This window comes from Nonomuraea africana (genome assembly GCF_014873535.1).
Lineage (GTDB): Bacteria > Actinomycetota > Actinomycetes > Streptosporangiales > Streptosporangiaceae > Nonomuraea > Nonomuraea africana.
In genome coordinates this window covers 2,266,558-2,283,046 of sequence record NZ_JADBEF010000001.1, presented here as the reverse complement: position 1 = coordinate 2,283,046, position 16,489 = coordinate 2,266,558, and the positions used below count along the sequence as shown (strand labels likewise).

The 16,489-nt window shown below is 72.4% G+C and carries 15 protein-coding genes and 1 pseudogene; 12 read left to right on the top strand and 4 right to left on the bottom strand.

Annotation, left to right across the window (positions count from 1 at the left end; translation table 11 throughout):
* Positions 1 to 19: 19 nt before the first annotated feature.
* Both H4W81_RS10685 and H4W81_RS10680 read right to left on the bottom strand, forming a co-directional pair.
* Positions 20 to 1,036: pseudogene (locus H4W81_RS10685) on the bottom strand (ATP-binding cassette domain-containing protein); the annotation flags it as partial.
* 106 nt (positions 1,037 to 1,142) lie between these two features.
* Positions 1,143 to 1,712 (bottom strand): TetR/AcrR family transcriptional regulator, encoded by a 570-nt coding sequence (locus H4W81_RS10680; RefSeq protein ID WP_192774661.1) that lies wholly within the window; start codon positions 1,710 to 1,712, stop codon positions 1,143 to 1,145.
* Between the two features lie 99 nt (positions 1,713 to 1,811).
* Between H4W81_RS10680 and H4W81_RS10675 the strand changes: the two genes are divergently transcribed.
* The 4 genes from H4W81_RS10675 (at position 1,812) to H4W81_RS10660 (ending at position 3,411) form a co-directional block, all read left to right on the top strand.
* Positions 1,812 to 2,099: an antibiotic biosynthesis monooxygenase gene (locus H4W81_RS10675; RefSeq protein ID WP_192774660.1), complete on the top strand. Its 288-nt coding sequence runs from the start codon at positions 1,812 to 1,814 to the stop codon at positions 2,097 to 2,099.
* A gap of 25 nt (positions 2,100 to 2,124) precedes the next feature.
* The gene (locus H4W81_RS10670; protein WP_192774659.1) at positions 2,125 to 2,304 is read left to right on the top strand and encodes a hypothetical protein; all 180 of its coding nucleotides are present in this window, start codon (positions 2,125 to 2,127) and stop codon (positions 2,302 to 2,304) included.
* An 87-nt stretch (positions 2,305 to 2,391) separates the two neighbouring features.
* Entirely contained in the window at positions 2,392 to 2,838 is a 447-nt protein-coding gene (locus tag H4W81_RS10665) for a hypothetical protein (protein ID WP_192774658.1), read from the top strand.
* 147 nt (positions 2,839 to 2,985) lie between these two features.
* A complete protein-coding gene (locus tag H4W81_RS10660; RefSeq protein WP_225959530.1) occupies positions 2,986 to 3,411 on the top strand; it encodes a VOC family protein in 426 nt (141 codons plus the stop codon).
* Between the two features lie 252 nt (positions 3,412 to 3,663).
* Here H4W81_RS10660 and H4W81_RS10655 read toward each other — a convergent pair whose 3' ends face one another.
* Positions 3,664 to 4,788, bottom strand: coding sequence for a methyltransferase (locus tag H4W81_RS10655; RefSeq protein WP_225958545.1), 1,125 nt, complete (start codon positions 4,786 to 4,788; stop codon positions 3,664 to 3,666).
* A gap of 78 nt (positions 4,789 to 4,866) precedes the next feature.
* Between H4W81_RS10655 and H4W81_RS49220 the strand changes: the two genes are divergently transcribed.
* The 8 genes from H4W81_RS49220 (at position 4,867) to H4W81_RS10610 (ending at position 15,327) form a co-directional block, all read left to right on the top strand.
* Positions 4,867 to 6,150, top strand: coding sequence for a 2'-5' RNA ligase family protein (locus H4W81_RS49220; protein ID WP_318781651.1), 1,284 nt, complete (start codon positions 4,867 to 4,869; stop codon positions 6,148 to 6,150).
* A gap of 17 nt (positions 6,151 to 6,167) precedes the next feature.
* A complete protein-coding gene (locus H4W81_RS10640; protein ID WP_192774655.1) occupies positions 6,168 to 6,953 on the top strand; it encodes a class I SAM-dependent methyltransferase in 786 nt (261 codons plus the stop codon).
* Positions 6,954 to 6,963: 10 nt separating this feature from the next.
* Positions 6,964 to 8,109 (top strand): thiolase family protein, encoded by a 1,146-nt coding sequence (locus H4W81_RS10635; RefSeq protein ID WP_192774654.1) that lies wholly within the window; start codon positions 6,964 to 6,966, stop codon positions 8,107 to 8,109.
* An 8-nt stretch (positions 8,110 to 8,117) separates the two neighbouring features.
* Entirely contained in the window at positions 8,118 to 8,858 is a 741-nt protein-coding gene (gene pcaH, locus H4W81_RS10630; protein ID WP_225958544.1) for a protocatechuate 3,4-dioxygenase subunit beta, read from the top strand.
* Complete coding sequence (gene pcaG / locus H4W81_RS10625) at positions 8,855 to 9,391, top strand: protocatechuate 3,4-dioxygenase subunit alpha (RefSeq protein WP_192774652.1); 537 nt, start codon at positions 8,855 to 8,857, stop codon at positions 9,389 to 9,391. Before pcaH ends, pcaG begins: the two co-directional genes overlap by 4 nt.
* Positions 9,378 to 10,931, top strand: a complete 1,554-nt coding sequence (locus H4W81_RS10620; RefSeq protein WP_225958543.1) for a lyase family protein — start codon at positions 9,378 to 9,380, stop codon at positions 10,929 to 10,931. Before pcaG ends, H4W81_RS10620 begins: the two co-directional genes overlap by 14 nt.
* A gap of 40 nt (positions 10,932 to 10,971) precedes the next feature.
* Positions 10,972 to 12,063: a bifunctional 3-oxoadipate enol-lactonase/4-carboxymuconolactone decarboxylase PcaDC gene (pcaDC, locus tag H4W81_RS10615; RefSeq protein ID WP_192780725.1), complete on the top strand. Its 1,092-nt coding sequence runs from the start codon at positions 10,972 to 10,974 to the stop codon at positions 12,061 to 12,063.
* 357 nt (positions 12,064 to 12,420) lie between these two features.
* Entirely contained in the window at positions 12,421 to 15,327 is a 2,907-nt protein-coding gene (locus H4W81_RS10610) for a hypothetical protein (RefSeq protein WP_192774651.1), read from the top strand.
* Between the two features lie 93 nt (positions 15,328 to 15,420).
* On the opposite strand, the gene H4W81_RS10605 is transcribed toward H4W81_RS10610, so the two are convergent.
* On the bottom strand, positions 15,421 to 16,443 hold the full coding sequence (locus H4W81_RS10605) for a LacI family DNA-binding transcriptional regulator (protein WP_192774650.1): 1,023 nt from the start codon (positions 16,441 to 16,443) through the stop codon (positions 15,421 to 15,423).
* Positions 16,444 to 16,489 lie beyond the last annotated feature (46 nt).

The window sequence follows — 16,489 nt, the reverse complement described above, 5'->3', positions numbered from 1 at the left end:
AGCCGGGAGGCGGGTTCCAGAGGTGGGCTCGCAGGTAGGGAGCGGTGCGGCTGCCGGGTGCGGCGGCGACCTCGTCGCGCGTGCTGTGGGCGACGATCCTGCCGCCCTCCTCACCGCCGCCGGGCCCCAGATCGATGACGTGGTCGGCGGCCAGGATGACGTCGAGGTCGTGCTCGACGACCACGACGGTGGCGCCGCCGTCCGCCAGGGCGCCGAGCTGCCGCATCAGCACCTCGGTATCGGCGGGATGCAGCCCCGCGGTGGGCTCGTCGAGCAGGTACAGAGTGCGCCCCTTGCCGGTGCGCTGGAGTTCGGCGGCCAGCTTGACGCGCTGGGCCTCGCCGCCCGACAGCTCGGTGGCGGGCTGGCCGAGCCGCACGTAGCCGAGACCGACGTCGCGCAGCGTTCGCAGCGACCGTCGTGCCGCGGGCAGGAACGCGTAGGCGTCGTCCACCGTCAGGTCGAGCACCTCGGCGATCGTCCGCCCGTGGTAGGCGATCTCGAGCGTGGCGGGGTTGTAGCGGGCGCCGTGACAGTCGGGGCAGGGGGCGTAGGTGCTGGGCAGGAAGAGCAGCTCGACGGAGACGTAGCCCTCGCCCTTGCACGTCTCGCAGCGCCCGCCCTGGACGTTGAAGGAGAAGCGTCCGGCGTCGTAGCCGCGTCGCCCGGCCTCGTCGGTGGCCGCGAACAGCTTGCGGACGATGTCGAACAGCCCGGTGTAGGTGGCTAGGTTGGAGCGAGGGGTGTGGCCGATGGGCTGCTGGTTGACCCGCACCACCCGGTCGGCCTCGTCGGTGGCGGCCAGCGCGTCGAGCAGGGTCGTCTTGCCCGAGCCCGGCACGCCGGTGATCGCGGTGAACACGCCGAGAGGCACGTCCACCTCGAGGTCGCGCAGATTGTTGCGGGTCACGCCGCGCAGCTTCAGCCAGCCGCGAGGCGTGCGCGGCGCGCTCCCCCGGGGGGTGGGCCGGCGGCACAGGTAGCGCCGCGTGACCGACTCCTCGACCCCGGCCAGGTCGCCGACGGGTCCGCCGTGCGGTCAAGCCGAACAGCGAGGGAGCAGCAGCGCGCTTCACCGCATCCGGCTGGCGCGTCATGAGCACCCCGGCGTTGCCGGCGGCGGGCAGGGGTCTGGGGAGGTGTCATCCACCGGGGTTACGTGGGAGGTCGAGGATGATGTCGGCGGCGCGGGCGATGACCGGGGCGCGGGTGCGGCCGGGGTGGTCGGCGGCGAGGAAGTGGCTGCCGATGGCCGTGCAGAATGCGAGCAGGGCGCGTGCCTCGACCTCGTCAGGGTCGGCGCAGAAGGTGCTGATCGCGTCGCGCGCCAACTGAATGCGCTTGTTGTCCACGCGGCGCAGGCGGGCGGCGACGGTGTGGTCGCGGCGGGCCCATTCGCGGATGGCCAGGTCGATGGGCAGCAGGCGGTCGCTGGAGAAGGTGAGCTGCCCGGCCAGGCGGACCTTGTCGCGCGGGTTGCCGCACTCCCGCTCGACTCGGTCGATTACGTCGTCGATGCTCTCGCGCTCCCAGGTGTCCAGCATCTCGGTCAGCAGTGCGTCGCGGTCGGCGAAGTAGCCGTAGAAGCCCCCCTTGGTCACCCCCAGCGCCTTGGCGAGCGCCTCGATCCGCACCGCGTCCACACCGCCTGCGGCCAGCGCCCGCAGCCCCTCCTCGATCCACTGCTCCCGCGGTGTGCGCAACGCGCCCATCTGTGGCCCACCTCACCCTGTCAGACCTGTTGTACGAAGCCGTACAACAGGTCTAGCCTCACGTTGTACGGTATCGTATAACCCAGGAGGAGACACGTCATGTCATTCGGTTTCGTTGCCTTCCACTACCCTGCCCCCGAGCATGTCGATGCGTTCCTCGCCGAGTGCCACCAGGTCGCCGAGGCGATGCGACGGCAGCCGGGCTTCGAGTCCGTCGGGGTCTGGGTCACCCCGGACGGCGACGCCGTCGTCACCACCGGCGCGTTCGAGTCCGAGGAGGCCTTCTTGGCGACGGCCGACCTCGCCCGCGAGATGGACGCGACGCCCGACGGCCTGAGCGACCTGGAGGTCAGGCCCCGCGAGGTCCACTTCCTCGTGTCGCGCTAACGGTCTTGGTGAGGTCAGCTCCCCGTTGATCGCGGTCGTCCAGTCGCCGCAGGCGGACCCGGCGCGGGCCGCGCACCCGGGGCACGAGGCGTTCGGCGTCGCCCAGCAGACCGGGTCGGCTCATATCCGCCGCGAGCTGGGCACCCTCGACGCCGAGCTTCTCGAACGGTGGCCGGCTGGCAGCGAGGCGCTCGTCAGCGTGTGAGCCGCGCCGCCGCCGGGCCCGTGGCCAGGTGGGGGTGTTCTATCCGACGACGCGCGCTCCGGCCGCAGAACGTGGCAGGCTGAGCCCGTGAATATGATCAAGATGGCGGTCTCGGCCTTAGCCGTCGCGGCGCTGTTGTCTCCAATCCCGTCCTGCGGTTTCCATGTGGCGAAGTGCAAGAAACGGGTGGCGCAGCAGCAAGCCGTACTGGAGAAGGAAGTGACCCGGTTGCTTCCCGCGGGCTCGGTCACAGCGATCGACCGCGAGGACGAATGCCAGAACAGTCCGGACAGTGGCGCCTGGGTGGCCGTAACAGTGGCGGATGCCCATCACGTGCGGGAGGCACTGGCTGCCATGCACCGGGAAGGCTGGCAATTCACCGCCCCCTTCGAGGAACTCGATCCGTCCGACATCCAGGTGGTGGCAACTAAGACGTTCTCGCATGGCACCGTCGATGTACTGGTGGACGGCCCCCTCGCCCCCGGCGATTCGGGCGCGCCCACCTGGGACTTCAGTATCGACTATCCGTCCTAGGTCTCGAAAGCCCGGCGCAGCTAGGGCTCCTTCCGCCGCCACCCACCGCACACCAACCGCCGCAGCGAGCACGGCCGGCGCACCCGCGCCGCCGATCCCCACCAGCGGCGAGCGTTCTTTATGCTCGGAGACATGACCATTCAGCGGATGGACAACGTCGCCATCGTCGTCGACGACCTGGACGCGGCTGTCGCGTTCTTCACCGAGCTCGGCATGGAACTGGAAGGCAAGGGACAGGTCGAAGGCCTTTGGGCGGACCGCACCGTCGGACTCGACGGCGTCCGGAGCGACATCGCGATGATGCGGACCCCAGACGGCCACAGCAAGCTGGAGCTGACCAAGTACCACACCCCCGCGGCGTCCAGCGCCGAGCCGGAGAACCCGCCGCCCAACACGCTGGGCCTGCATCGCGTCATGTTCACCGTCGACGACATCGACGACACCATCGCCCGCCTGCGCGCCCACGGCGCCGAACTTCTCGGCGAGGTGGCGCAGTACGAGAGCATCTTCCGGCTCTGCTACCTCCGCGGTCCCGCGGGAATCATCGTCGCCCTGGCCGAACAGATCGGCTGACGCGAGCCCGCCGCGCGGGGCGGGTGCATCAGCGATGCGCGAACGGATCGCATGAGCATGCTGATACAACCGTTCCCGGCGACGACTTGCCGGAACCCGAGACGCCCGTGAAGGCGACCAGGTGTCGCGCGGCAGCACGACGTCCACTCCGCGCAGGTTGTGCACTCTCCCGCCGCGTACCCGGACGTACTGGTCAGGCTCCATGCGCGCGACGTTACCGGCGCCCCGTCCAGCCCGTGACGGCCCGCGGGCTCAACGCTTGACGGCGCGCAGGACGACGAACTTCGGGTCGCTGGCGACGACCTCGCAGTTGCCGAAGAGCCTGCGCAGCTTGGCGTGGTAGCCGAGGTGCCTGTTGCCGATCACCCACAGCTCGCCGCCGCGGCGCAGCGCCGTACGGGATCCGGTGAACATCCGCCAGGCCGTGTCGTCGGTGGTGGCGCGGTGGGTGTGGAAGGGCGGGTTGTTGAGCACCAGATCGGCCGAGCCCACCTCGACGTCCGCCATGCCGTCGCCCGTCAGGAAGCGGGCGGCGGGCGGGTCGGGCAGGGCGGCGGAGTTGGCCAGATATGTGGCCTCGGCCGAGGCCACCGCCTGGTGCGACTCGTCGACGAACAGCACCTCGGCCTGGGGGTTGGCCAGGGCCAAGGACAGGCCGACCACGCCGTTGCCGCAGCCGAGGTCCACGACGCGTTCGGGGCCCCTGCTGCCGGGCAGGTGGCGGAGGAGGAACCTGGTGCCGATGTCGAGGCGGTCCGCGCAGAAGATGCCCGCGTGGTTGACGACGGTGCGCCCCGAGGCGGGGCCGACGTCGTCGGGCAGGGTGTAGCTGATCGGCCAGGGGCTCGGCGTCCTCGGCAGCGCGGGGTCGGGGGTGCAGAAGATCAGCCGTGCCTTGCGCTCGGCCAGCGAGGTGCGGGTGGGGCCGAGGATGCGCTCGAAGGCCCGCAGGGTCGAGGTGTGGATCTCGGTGACCATGCCCGTGCCGACCACGACCGTGTCCTCGTGGACGGCGGGGGCCAGGCGGTGCAGCTGGTCCTCCAGGAGCGCGAGGTTCTTGGGCACGCGCACCAGCAGCACGTCGACGCGGTCGGGCAGGGTGTCCCTGGTCGTCAGCAGCCGCACCTGGCCTTCGTCGACGCCGTTGCGCTTCAGGTTGGCCCTGGTGGCCTCCTGGGTGAGGAACGAGTCGGTGATCTGGGTGGGCCGGTGCGCGGCGAGCGCGGTGACCAGCGCGCCCCACCGGTCGCCGAACACGACCACGTTGCCCTGGAGGTCGCCGCCGAGGTGCCGCAGCAGGTACTCGTCGGCGGCGTCCCACGCGCGCAGTTGGTCGCGGGGGTTGACGGGGAAGCGGGTCAGGTCGAGCTCGTTCATCGCGCCCCAGGGTAGTCCCACCTGGCTCATCTCACGCCCGGCACCCGGCGGCGGTGCACCGGGTGGACAATGTGCGGCGTGGGTCACTTCGAGATGGGCCAGACCGCTCTGGTGGTGAACGTCCCGGCGGCCGAGCCCGTCGTGGGGCGCTGGCGGGAGCGTTACGACTCCTCGGCCGCCTACGGCGTCAGCGCGCACGTCACCGTCCTCTACCCGTTCCTGCGGCTCGAGCGGATCGACGCGGGAGTGCGGGCCGAGCTCGGCCGCCTGTTCGCCGCGCGCAGGGCGTTCGACGTGACCTTCCGCGCTGCGGGGCGCTTTCCCGGCGTGCTCTACCTGGCCCCCGAGCCCGAGGGTCCGTTGCGCGAGCTCACCGAGGCGGTCGCCGCCCGCTGGCCGGAGGCTCCGCCGTACGGCGGGCGTCATCCCGACGTGGTCCCGCACCTGACGGTCGCCGACGGCGCGGAGCCCGGCGTGCTGGCGGCGATGGAGGCGGACCTGGCGGCCCGGCTGCCCTTCACCGCCCAGGCGGGCGGGGTCACGCTGGTGGCCTTCGACGGCACGAGCTGGCGGGCGGAGGAGTTCTTCCCTCTCGGCGACGGCGACTACGGGGTGCCGGGCTCGCTGTCCGCGGTGCTGGCCGACGTGGCCGCCGAACGGGTGGCGCAGGACGCGATGTGGGGCGTGCAGGACCTCGCCGACGGCACGGGTCCCGAGCGCACGGCGGCGGCCGACCTGGCCAGGGCCGAGCTGGAGGAGGCCGCGCGGGACGGTGCGCCGACCTGGCGGCACGTCCTGCACGAGGAGGTCATGGAGGCCTTCGCCGAGGCGGACCCCGACCTGCTGCGCGCCGAGCTGGTCCAGGTCGCCGCCGTGGCCGTGAAGTGGGCGCAGGCGCTGGGACGGCGCGGCGGGGAGCGCGCCCCGCACGAGGTGAAGAGGGCCAGGTTCAAGGCGATCGTGGACGTGCACGTGCTCTTCGTCCGCGAGGGGAGAGTGCTGCTCGGACGGCGGGCGAACACCGGGTACGCCGACGGCCTGTGGCACCTGCCGTCAGGACATCTGGAGGAGGGTGAGTCGGCGGTCGCCGGCGCGGTCAGGGAGGCCCTTGAGGAGGTCGGCGTGGTGATCGGCCCCGACGACCTCACCTTCGTGCACGCCATGCACCGCGCGCCCGACCGCGTCGGGCTGTTCTTCAGGGCCGAGCGGTGGAGCGGCGAGCCGTACAACGCCGAGCCGGGCAAGTGCGCCGCCCTCGAGTGGCACCCGCTGGACGACCTGCCCGCCGAGCTGGTCCCCTACCCCGAGGCGGCGCTGCGGGCGATCCTGCGCGGCGAGCCGTACGCGCAGTTCGGCTTCTGACGGAAAGGGAGGTGCTGGTGCTCGACTACGACAGCGAGGCGGCCTGCTACGACGCGACGCGCGGCGGGGAGGCCAGGGCGCGGGCGTCGGCGCGGGCCGTCGAGACGCTCCTGCCGGGCTCCGCCGCGGTGGTCGCCGACGTGGCCTGCGGCACCGGCAGCGTCACCGCCCTGCTCCGCCGCCCCGGCCGGCTCGTCGTGGGCGTCGACAGGTCGCGGAGCATGGCGCGGGTGGCCGCCTCCCGTCTGGACGGCGCCGCGGTGCTGGGCGAGGCCACCCGCCTGCCGCTGCCCGACTCCTCGGTCGACGCCGTCACGATGATCTGGCTGCTGCACCTGCTCGACCGTCCGACGTCGGCGGCGGTGCTCGCGGAGGCGGCCAGGGTGCTGCGCCCAGGCGGCGTGCTGATCACCACCGTGGACAAGAACGACGCCCTCTACGCGGTGGGAGGCGACGCCGCCGCGCTGGTGCGCCCGCTGCGCGACGCCCACGCTCCCGTCCAGGCCGACGCCTACGCCTGGGTGAGCGAGGTGGCGGCCGGGCTCGGGCTCGTGGCGGCGGGACGGACGAGCTTCGCGGGGACCGGGCAGGGCCGCAGCCCGAAGGCGTGGCGCGAGAGCCTGGCCGCGTCCGCGAACGGCTGGCCCGGCGCGGCGCCGCCCGCCGAGCTGGAGCGGCTCGACGCCCTGCTGGCCGCGCTGCCCGAGCAGGAGCGCCCGCGCGCCGACCCCGTCTACCGGTTGATCGCGCTGTCTTCCGCTCACCGGAAGCCGGTGCGTGCGGGACGCCCGGCCGCGCCCTAGCGTCGTCGCTGTGAACGAGGTCTACGTCGTCGACGCGGTCCGCACGCCCATCGGCAGGTACGGCGGCGCGCTGTCCGGCGTCCGTCCCGACGATCTGGCCGCCCATGTCGTCAAGGAGTTGCTGGCCCGCTCCCCCGCCCTGGACCCCGCCGCGATCGGCGACGTGGTGTTCGGCAACGCCAACGGCGCGGGCGAGGACAACCGCAACGTCGCCAGGATGGCCGCGCTGCTGGCCGGGCTGCCCGTCACCGTGCCGGGCGTGACGGTCAACAGGCTCTGCGGGTCGGGCATGGAGGCGGTGATCCAGGCCTACCGCGCCATCGCCGTCGGCGCCGCCTCGGTGGTGGTCGCGGGCGGCGTCGAGTCGATGAGCCGCGCGCCGTGGGTGCTGCCCAAGCCGTCGCGCGCCTTCCCCGCGGGCAACCAGGAGCTGGTCTCGACCACGCTCGGCTGGCGCCTGGTCAATCCGCGCATGGCCCCCGAGTGGACGGTCGCCCTCGGCGAGGGCGCGGAGCTGGTCGCCGACCGGTACGCCGTCTCGCGTGAGTCGCAGGACGCCTACGCGCTGGCCAGCCACCAGAAGGCGGCCAAGGCCGACTTCGGCGCCGAGGTGGTGCCCGTCGGCGAGGTGGTCAGGGACGAGTCCATCCGCGAGGACACCTCGATGGCGGCGCTGGCCAGGCTGGAGCCCGCCTTCCGCGAGGGTGGCACGGTCACCGCCGGCAACTCCTCGCCGCTCAACGACGGCGCCGCCGCCCTGCTGCTGTGCGACGCCGACGGGCTGGCCGCCATCGGGCGCGAACCGCTGGCCAGGATCACCGGCAGCGCCGTCAGCGCGATCGAGCCGCAGTACTTCGGCCTCGGCCCGGTCGAGGCGATCAGGAAGGCGTTGAGGGGACGCGAGCCGTCCGTCGTCGAGCTGAACGAGGCCTTCGCAGCCCAGGTGCTCGGCTGTCTGGCCGAACTGCCCGAACTCGATCCGGCGATCGTCAACCCCCGCGGCGGCGCAATCGCCCTCGGTCACCCGCTCGGCGCCTCGGGCGCCCGCATCACCGGCGCCGTCGCCCACCAGCTGGCCACCGCGGGTTCGGGCCTCGGCCTCGCGGCGTTGTGCATCGGCGTCGGCCAGGGCCTGGCCGTCGTCCTGGAGCGATGAGGACCCCCATGACCCAAGAACGCATCTCCGCCGAGATCGCCGACCTGCACGAGGCGTACCTGAAGGAGGGGGTCGAGCGGCACCACTCGGCCCGCGACTTCGCCCCGTACCGCAGCAGCGCCCTGCGCCACCCGCATCAGCCGCTCGTGGTGGTGGACGACCCCGACGCCGCCGAGCTGGCCGGCCCGGTCTTCGGCGTCACGGACGTGACCGCCCTGGACGCCGACCTCACCCGCCAGCATCAGGGTGAGCCGCTCGGTGAGCGCATCACGGTCACCGGGCGGGTGCTCGACCGGGCCGGGCGAGCCGTGCGCGGCCAGCTGGTCGAGATGTGGCAGGCCAACGCCGCGGGGCGGTACGCCCACCAGCGCGACGACCACCCCGCGCCGCTCGACCCGAACTTCACCGGCGTCGGCCGCTGCCTGACCGACGACGAGGGCCGCTACGCGTTCACGACGATCAAGCCGGGCGCCTACCCGTGGCGCAACCACCGCAACGCCTGGCGCCCGGCGCACATCCACTTCTCGCTGTTCGGGACGGCTTTCGCGCAGCGGCTGATCACGCAGATGTACTTCCCGGGCGACCCGCTGTTCCGTTACGACCCGATCTTCAACTCGGTCCTGGACGAGCGGGCCAGGCAGCGGATGATCGCCGCCTACGACCACGACCTGTCGGTGCCGGAGTGGTCGCTCGGCTACCGCTGGGACATCGTGCTGGACGGCCCCTCTGCCACCTGGACGGAGTCATGATCAAGCCCACCCCTTCGCAGACCGTCGGCCCCTTCTACGGCTACGCGCTGCCCTTCGCGGGAGGCGGCGACCTGGCCCACGGCGGCATCGTCGTGCACGGCCGGGTCCACGACGGCGCGGGCGAGCCCGTCCCCGACGCGCTGCTGGAGTTCTGGCAGTCCGACCCGCAAGGGGGGCTGCGCGGCGCGCCGGGCTCGATGCGGCGCGACCCGGTGACGGGGGCGATCATCGGCAGGCACGGGCTCGACTTCACCGGCTTCGGCAGGGTCGCCACCGACGCCGACGGCCGCTGGATGCTGCGCACGCTGCCGCCGGGCCTGCCGTACATCTCGGTCTGTGTCTTCGCGCGCGGCCTCGGACACCACCTCTACACTCGTGCCTACCTGCGCGACGAGCCGGGCGACCGGCTGCTGGCCGCCCTCGAGCCGAGCCGCAGGGCGACGCTGATGGCGACCGAGGAACGGCAGGGCGTGTACGTGTTCGACGTGCGCCTGCAGGGAGAGCGGGAGACGGTGTTCCTTGACTTCGGCTGAGACTTCGGCTGACGTCGGGCTGCTGTCGGCGGGCTCCGCGGCCGCGGCGGCGACCGGCGACGAGGCGTTCCTCCAGGCGATGCTCGACGCGGAGGCGGCGCTCACCAGGGCATGGGCGTCGCTCACTCCCGGCCTCACCCCCGAAGCCCCCACGGCCGCCCGCGCTTCCGGCGAGGCCGCTTCTGATCAGGCGGCTTCGGGCGGGGCCACTCCCGCTTCTGGCGGGACCGTGCCCGATGACGCCTTTCCTGTTCCCGGCTGGGCGGCGCGGGCGGTGACCGAGGCCGCCCGGGCCGACCGTTTCGACCTGCCCTCGCTGGTCCTGCGTGCCCGCGAGGGCGGCAACCCGGTGATCCCCCTGGTCGCCGACCTCACCGCCGCGGTCGGCGACCGGGCGGGGCGCTACGTCCACCTGGGCGCGACCAGCCAGGACATCATGGACACCGCGCTCATGCTGGTGGCCCACCGCGCGCTCGGCGGCATCCTGTCCGACCTGTCCCGTACGGCGGGCGCGCTGGCCGTCCTGGCCGCCGAGCACCGCGACACGCCGATGCCCGGCCGCACGCTCACCCAGCACGCCGTCCCGACCACGTTCGGGCTCAAGGCGGCGGGGTGGCGGGCGCTGACCCTCGACGCCCATGACCGGCTGCTGGCCGTACGGCGACGCCTGCCCGCCCAACTCGGCGGCGCGGCCGGCACCCTGGCCGCCTTCTCCACCATCTCGGACACCGTCTCGGACACCGTCGCGGGCACCTCGGACGTCGGCCCGCGTGGCTGGGACGCCGTCGCGGGCACCTCGGAAGCGGGCTCGGGTGGCTCGGGTGGTGCGTCCGTCGAGATAGGGCTGCTGCTGGTGGCTGCCTTCGCGCGCGAGACCGGGCTGGCCGAGCCCGCCCTGCCCTGGCACGTGCTGCGCACGCCGGTGGCCGACCTCGGCGGCGCGCTCGCCTTCGCCGCGGGCGCCCTCGGCAAGCTGGCCGCCGACGTGCTGGTGCTCTCGCGCACCGAGATCGGCGAGGTGAACGAGGGCGCGGGTGGCGGCTCGTCGGCCATGCCGCACAAGAGCAACCCGGTGCGGGCCACCTGGATCGCCGCCGCCGCGCGCCGGACCCCCGCGCTGGCCGCCGTCCTGTACGGCGCGCTGGCCGCGGAGGACGAACGGCCCGCCGGAGCCTGGCATGCCGAGTGGCAGACCCTGCGCGACGCGCTGCGCCTGGTCGGAGGCGCGGCGCGGGACGCCGCCGAGCTGGCCGAGGGGCTGCGGGTCCACACCGAGCGGATGCGCGCGAACCTCGACCTGACCGGGGGTCTCATCGTCTCCGAACGCGTCGCCGCCGCGCTGGCCCCCGTGCTGGGCAGGGAGCGCGCCAGGGCCCTGCTCGCCGCCGCCACCCCCGGCTCCGGCCTCAGGCAGGCGCTCCAGCAGGCGGCGGGCGACCGGCTCGACCTCCACGACCTGCTGGATCCCACCCACTATCTCGGCGCCGCACCCACCCTCGTCGACCGCGCACTCCGCCGCACCACCGAGGAGAGCCCGTGACCCGCGTGCTGCGCCGTACCGCTCAGGAGAGTTCGTGATTCTGCCGCACCACCGGCTCGATGGCGGCGAGGGTGGGGTCCCGCTGATCCTCGGTCCCTCGCTCGGCACCTCCCTGCGGGTGTGGGAGCCGCAGCTCGCCGCCCTCACCCGCCGCCACCGCGTGCTCCGCTTCGACCTGCCGGGGCATGGCGGGTCGGCGCCGGGCGAGGCGGCCACCGTCGGCGAGCTGGCCGACCTGGTGCTGCGCCTGGCCGACGCCCAGGGCTGGGACGACTTCCACTACGCCGGCATCTCGCTCAGTGGCGCGATCGGCGCGCACCTCGCGCTCCATCACCCTTCGCGGGTGCGGTCCCTGGCCATGGTCTGCTCCTCCGCGCGCTTCGGCGACCCGCGGGCGTGGCTGGAGCGGGCCGCGCTGGTGCGCGAGAAGGGCACCGCCCCGCTGCTGGAGGGAGCCAGGGCCCGCTGGTTCGCGGGCGCGCCCTCCCCCGCCCTCCTCGACGACCTGGCGGCGGCCGATCCGGGGTCGTACGCGGCCTGCTGCGAGGCGCTCGCCCGCTACAACCTGCGCGCCGACCTCGGCCGGATCGACCGGCCCGTCCTGGTCGTCGCGGGCCGCGCCGACCCGGCCACCCCGCCCTCCCATGCCAGGGAGCTGGCCGACGGCCTGCCCGACGCCACCCTCGTGGAGATCCCGTCGGCCGCCCACCTGGCCAACGTCGACCGTCCCGAACCCGTCACCGCAGCCCTGGAAGCCCACCTGGGCGGTCCTGTCACCGGCATGAGCGTACGGCGGGAGGTGCTCGGCGACGCCCACGTCGACCGGGCGATCGCCGCGACCACACCGTTCACCCGCGACTTCCAGGACCTCATCACCCGCTACGCCTGGGGGGAGATCTGGACCAGGCCCGGCCTCGACCGCCGCACCCGCAGCTGCGTCACGCTCACCGCCCTCGTCGCGCACGGCCACCTGGACGAGCTGGCGATGCACGTGCGGGCCGCGCTGCGCAACGGGCTCACCCCCGACGAGATCGGCGAGGTGCTGCTGCAGTCGGCGATCTACTGCGGGGTGCCCGCGGCCAACTCCGCCTTCGCCGTCGCCCAGCGGGTGCTGAGGGAAGAGGGCCGCTGACCTGTCAGTAGTCCCCCACGCGGGCAGCCACTGACCCGCCAGGCCGCCGCCCGCGCGTCCCGGCCGGCCTACGCCGATCAGCATGCGGCCGATGAAGCGCGCAGCACCAGGATCTCCACGGTGGATGTGAGTTAAGCACACACATCAACTTTAGCGCTTAAGCAAAAGGGCGAACAAGTCGTTGACATGTCGTGAATGTTTCGTCATCGTGTCGTCTGCAAGAAGCAGGCCACTCTGGTGTCCGCACCGGTGACTCCTAGCGGATGAGCAGGGAGAATAGAGAAACGCTCGGGGAAGTCCTGCCATTTTCCGATGAAGCCTCCGGCGCAGAGCCACAGCACTGAAGGGTTTCAGCTCGTGTTACCCAGGCTTCTCACCGCACTCCTCGTGCTCCTCGTCCCGCTGCTGGTCTCCCTGCCCGCGCGGGCCCAACTCCAGCCCGCTCTGACCACCGGCGCCTACGCCTACGACCAGCCGCCCAACTCCGGTGCGGGCCCCGACCTCGGCCAGAGCGGACTGCTGGCCTTCGGCCAGGGCGCGCTGGCCGACGCGTCGGTCACCACCCGGGCCCAGTGGGCCGGCGACGGCTCGGCCAGGTACAAGGAGGTCTCCATCGTCATCGACCTGCTGAGAGACCACCCGCTCGACCAGATCACGATCGTCAGCAACGCCCCCAATCGCTACTTCGGCATCGCCGCCCTATCCGTGCGCACCCGCGCCGAGGCCGACGACGACTACACCTCGATCAGGTCCCAGCCCTGGTACGGCACCGCCAGCCCGCTACCCGCGGACGTGCCGCTGAACAACACCCTCACCGTGGACCTGGGAAACCGCACCGCCCGCCTGGTCATCATCACGATCGCGCGCCTGCACGAGTACCAGCACATGGCGCTGAACGAGATCTCCATCCACCCGGGCCCCGGCGAGCCGGGGACCGCCCCCGCGCCACCGCTTTCGGCGGACGCGCTGCGCACGGAGATCACCCGGCCCGTCCGGCAGATCCCGCGCCCAGGGATGGTGGACGCAGGCAACTACTACGCCGAGGTCACCCCGCACGACGGCGTGCCGGACAACGGCGGAGGGGTCGTGCCGTTCAGCCACGGCGAGCTGTTCGACCGCGACCTGACCCGCAGCGTGGGATGGCGAGGCAGCGCCAACGCCCCCAAGACCGTGTCGGTGGTCTTCGACCTGCTGGCCGACCACCCGCTCGACACGATCAAGATCTTCAGCAAAGCGCCGAACCAGTTCTGGAGCTTCGACGAGATCACCGTCACCTACCGGGCCGAGGCGGAGAGCACCTACCGGATCGCCGCCCGCGGAGTACGGACCCGCGCCGAGCTCGACTACCGGCTCGAGATCCCGATGACCGGCAAGACGGCCCGCTTCCTTCGGATCCAGCTCAGCAGAGGCAACCAGTACCTGCACATCCCGCTCTCGGAGATCGAGCTGACCCAGGGCAGCGGCCAGACGGGCCAGAACCCCGCGCCGCCGCTGGATGCGGACGGGCTGCGACACGAGCTGAGCCGCCACACCAAACTGGCCGACCAGTACGGCCAGTACCTGTACGAGGACTGGCCGGGCAAGGTCACCTCCGACGCCCGCCTGAGCGAAGACCGCGAGCAGGAGTGGGAACGGCTGCGGAAGGTGTCCCTGGACCGCGCCGTCTACGACCAGTACGGCGGGGTCAAGGCGCTGGGCAAGCAGCCCGCCGACGGGTTCTTCCGGCTCAGGAAGATCGAGGGGAAATGGTGGTTCGTCACCCCCGACGGCTATCCGTTCCTGCTCAAGGGCGTCGACTCGGTCTCCCACGACGAGTGGGGGTACGGCACGCTGTACAAGGAACCCGGCGGCGGCCCGCGTGACGTGTTCGAATCGTTGCCCGACCCAGTGCGCTACAAGGAGGCCTATGCCACGACCGAGCGCGGCGACGTGGTGAGCTTCGTCAAGGCCAACCTCATGCGCAAGTACGGGCGCGGCTGGCAGGGCGAATGGCGGGAGGTCACCACCCGGCGGCTGGTCGACTGGGGGTTCAACGGGCTGAGCAAGTGGGCCCGCGATCCGGGGCTGCGCCTGCCGTACATCGACCAGGTTCCGGCGCCGGCCGATGTGATCAAGGTGCTGTGGGCGATCGACCCGTTCGACCCCGAGTTCGCGGCAAAGCTCGACCGGCACATCGCCGCTCGCGACCTGGCTGCGCAGAGCACCGATCCCTGGCTGATCGGCTACTTCTTCGACAACGAGCGCGGTTGGAACGCCGACGTGGTGAAGGAGATCCTGCTGAAGGACGCCACGCTCCCGGCCAAGCGGGCCTTCGCGACCTACATGGCCGGCGCCTACGGACATGACCTGGCGCGGGTCAACGCGGTCCTGGGTGTGACCGCCGACTCCTTCGAGGCGCTGGCGGCTACCCCGATCGACGTCGCCAAGCTGCCCGCGCAGGACATGAAGGGGTTCATCCGCCTGGCGTCCAAGACCTACTACACCGCCGTGCGCACCGCCATCAGGAAGCAGGATCCCCATCACCTGTTCCTGGGCTCCGCGCTGGTGCCCACCTGGCGGACCAGCCTCGACTGGAACATCGGCGGAATCGACCAGTTGGACGCGGTGTCACTGGACGTCTACAGCGACAGCGCCGGCTACCTGTCCGACTACGAGGCGCTCGACAAGCCGGTGCTCAACCTGGAGTACTCCTTCAGCACCACCGAGCGCGGCCTGCGGGCGATCAACGCGGCCACCCGCTCGGCGTCGATCGCCGAGCGCGGCGCCAAGTACCGCTCCTTCGTCGAGGCACAGGCCACCAGCCCGGTCTTCGTCGGCTCAGGCTGGTTCGTCTACTACGACCAGGCCGTTACCGGACGGCCGGGCGACGGGGAGAGCTTCAACTTCGGCCTGCTCAACCAGCAGGACCAGCCCTACACCGAGATGACCGACCTCATGCGGGACGCCAACCTCACGCTCGAACTGGTGCACCGGCACGGCACCCGTGAGCTCACCGCCCCGATGGTCGCCGACTCCATCACCCGGCTCGGGCCCGTGACCCGCGGGCACGACCCCGCGCTGGCGCTGCCGCGGCTGCCGCGGGCGTTCGCTCTGGAGATCGCCTCCTCCAGCAGGCCCGACATCGTCGCGCCGGACGGGACCGTCCGGGTTCCCGCCCGCTCCACCACCGTCACCCTCGTCCTCAAGGTCACCGGCACGAGCGGCGGCGGCACGGCCACGACCGCGCCGCTGCGGCTGAAGGTGCCGCGAGCGCCGCAACGGTAAGGCCCGCCCAGCGGTCGCGACCGACCTGAAAGGGGGCGGAGCGGGACAGGGCGGCGCCGATCCGGCGCCGCCCTGTCCTCAGCGGTCCTGTCCTCAGCGGTCCTGAGCCAGCGGGCCCGTGCTGCCCCGTGGGGCGAGCCGTGCCGGTTCTGTCTCCAGGTCGGACACCGTCTCCCCGCCGATGAGCGACAGCAGCAGGCGGGCCGCGGCCGTGCCGAGCGCGGGGACGTCGCGCCGCATCGCGGTCAGGGCCGGCCGTACCACCTGCGCCAGCTGCGAGTCGTCCCACGCGACCAGGGACAGGTCGTCGGGCACGCGCAGACGCATCTCCTGCGCCACCGACAGGCCGGCCACCGCCATGATGTCGTTGTCGTAGACGATCGCGGTCGGCCGCGTGGGGGAGCTGATCAGGCGCCGGGTGGCGCGCGCTCCCTCCTCGCCGGTGTAGTCGGTGTGCAGGGTGGCGCACTCCTCCAGGCCCAGCCTGGCGCAGGCCTCGGCGAAGGCCTCGTCCCTCACCTTGGTGTGCACGAGGTGGGAAAGGCCGGCCACGCGGGCGATCCGGCGATGGCCCAGCGCGGCGAGGTACTGCACCGTCTCGTGCACCGGCGCGCTCTCGTCCGACCGCACGGACACCAGCGAGCCGCTGCCCGGCAGCCCGCCGATCACCACGGCGGGCATGCCGAGCGCCTCGAGCACCGGGGTGCGGCGGTCGGCGACGTGCACCTCCACCACGATGGCGCCGTCGATGCGACCCTCCGCCCACCAGCGGCGGTAGACCTCGATCTCGGCGTCCTGGTCGTCGGCCATCTGCACCATCAGCGCGTATGACTGGGGTTTCAGCGCTGTCTCGATCCCGCTGAACAACTCCATGAAGAACGGCTCGGCGCCGAGAACGCTCGGCGGCCTGGACAGCACCAGGCCGATGGCGCCGGAGTGGGCGCCGGTGAGGGCGCGGGCCGCGGCGCTGGGCCGCCAGCCCAGTTCGTCGGCGACCTTCAGCACCCGTGCTCGTGTCGCCGCCGACACGCCGGGGCGACCGTTGAGGGCGTAGGACACCGCGCCCTGGGAGACCCCCACTCGCTGGGCGATGTCGGCGATGGTCGGCCGCTTCACGCTCGCACCTTACCCGCTGGTACAGCGGGCCTGGTGCGGGCCCGCC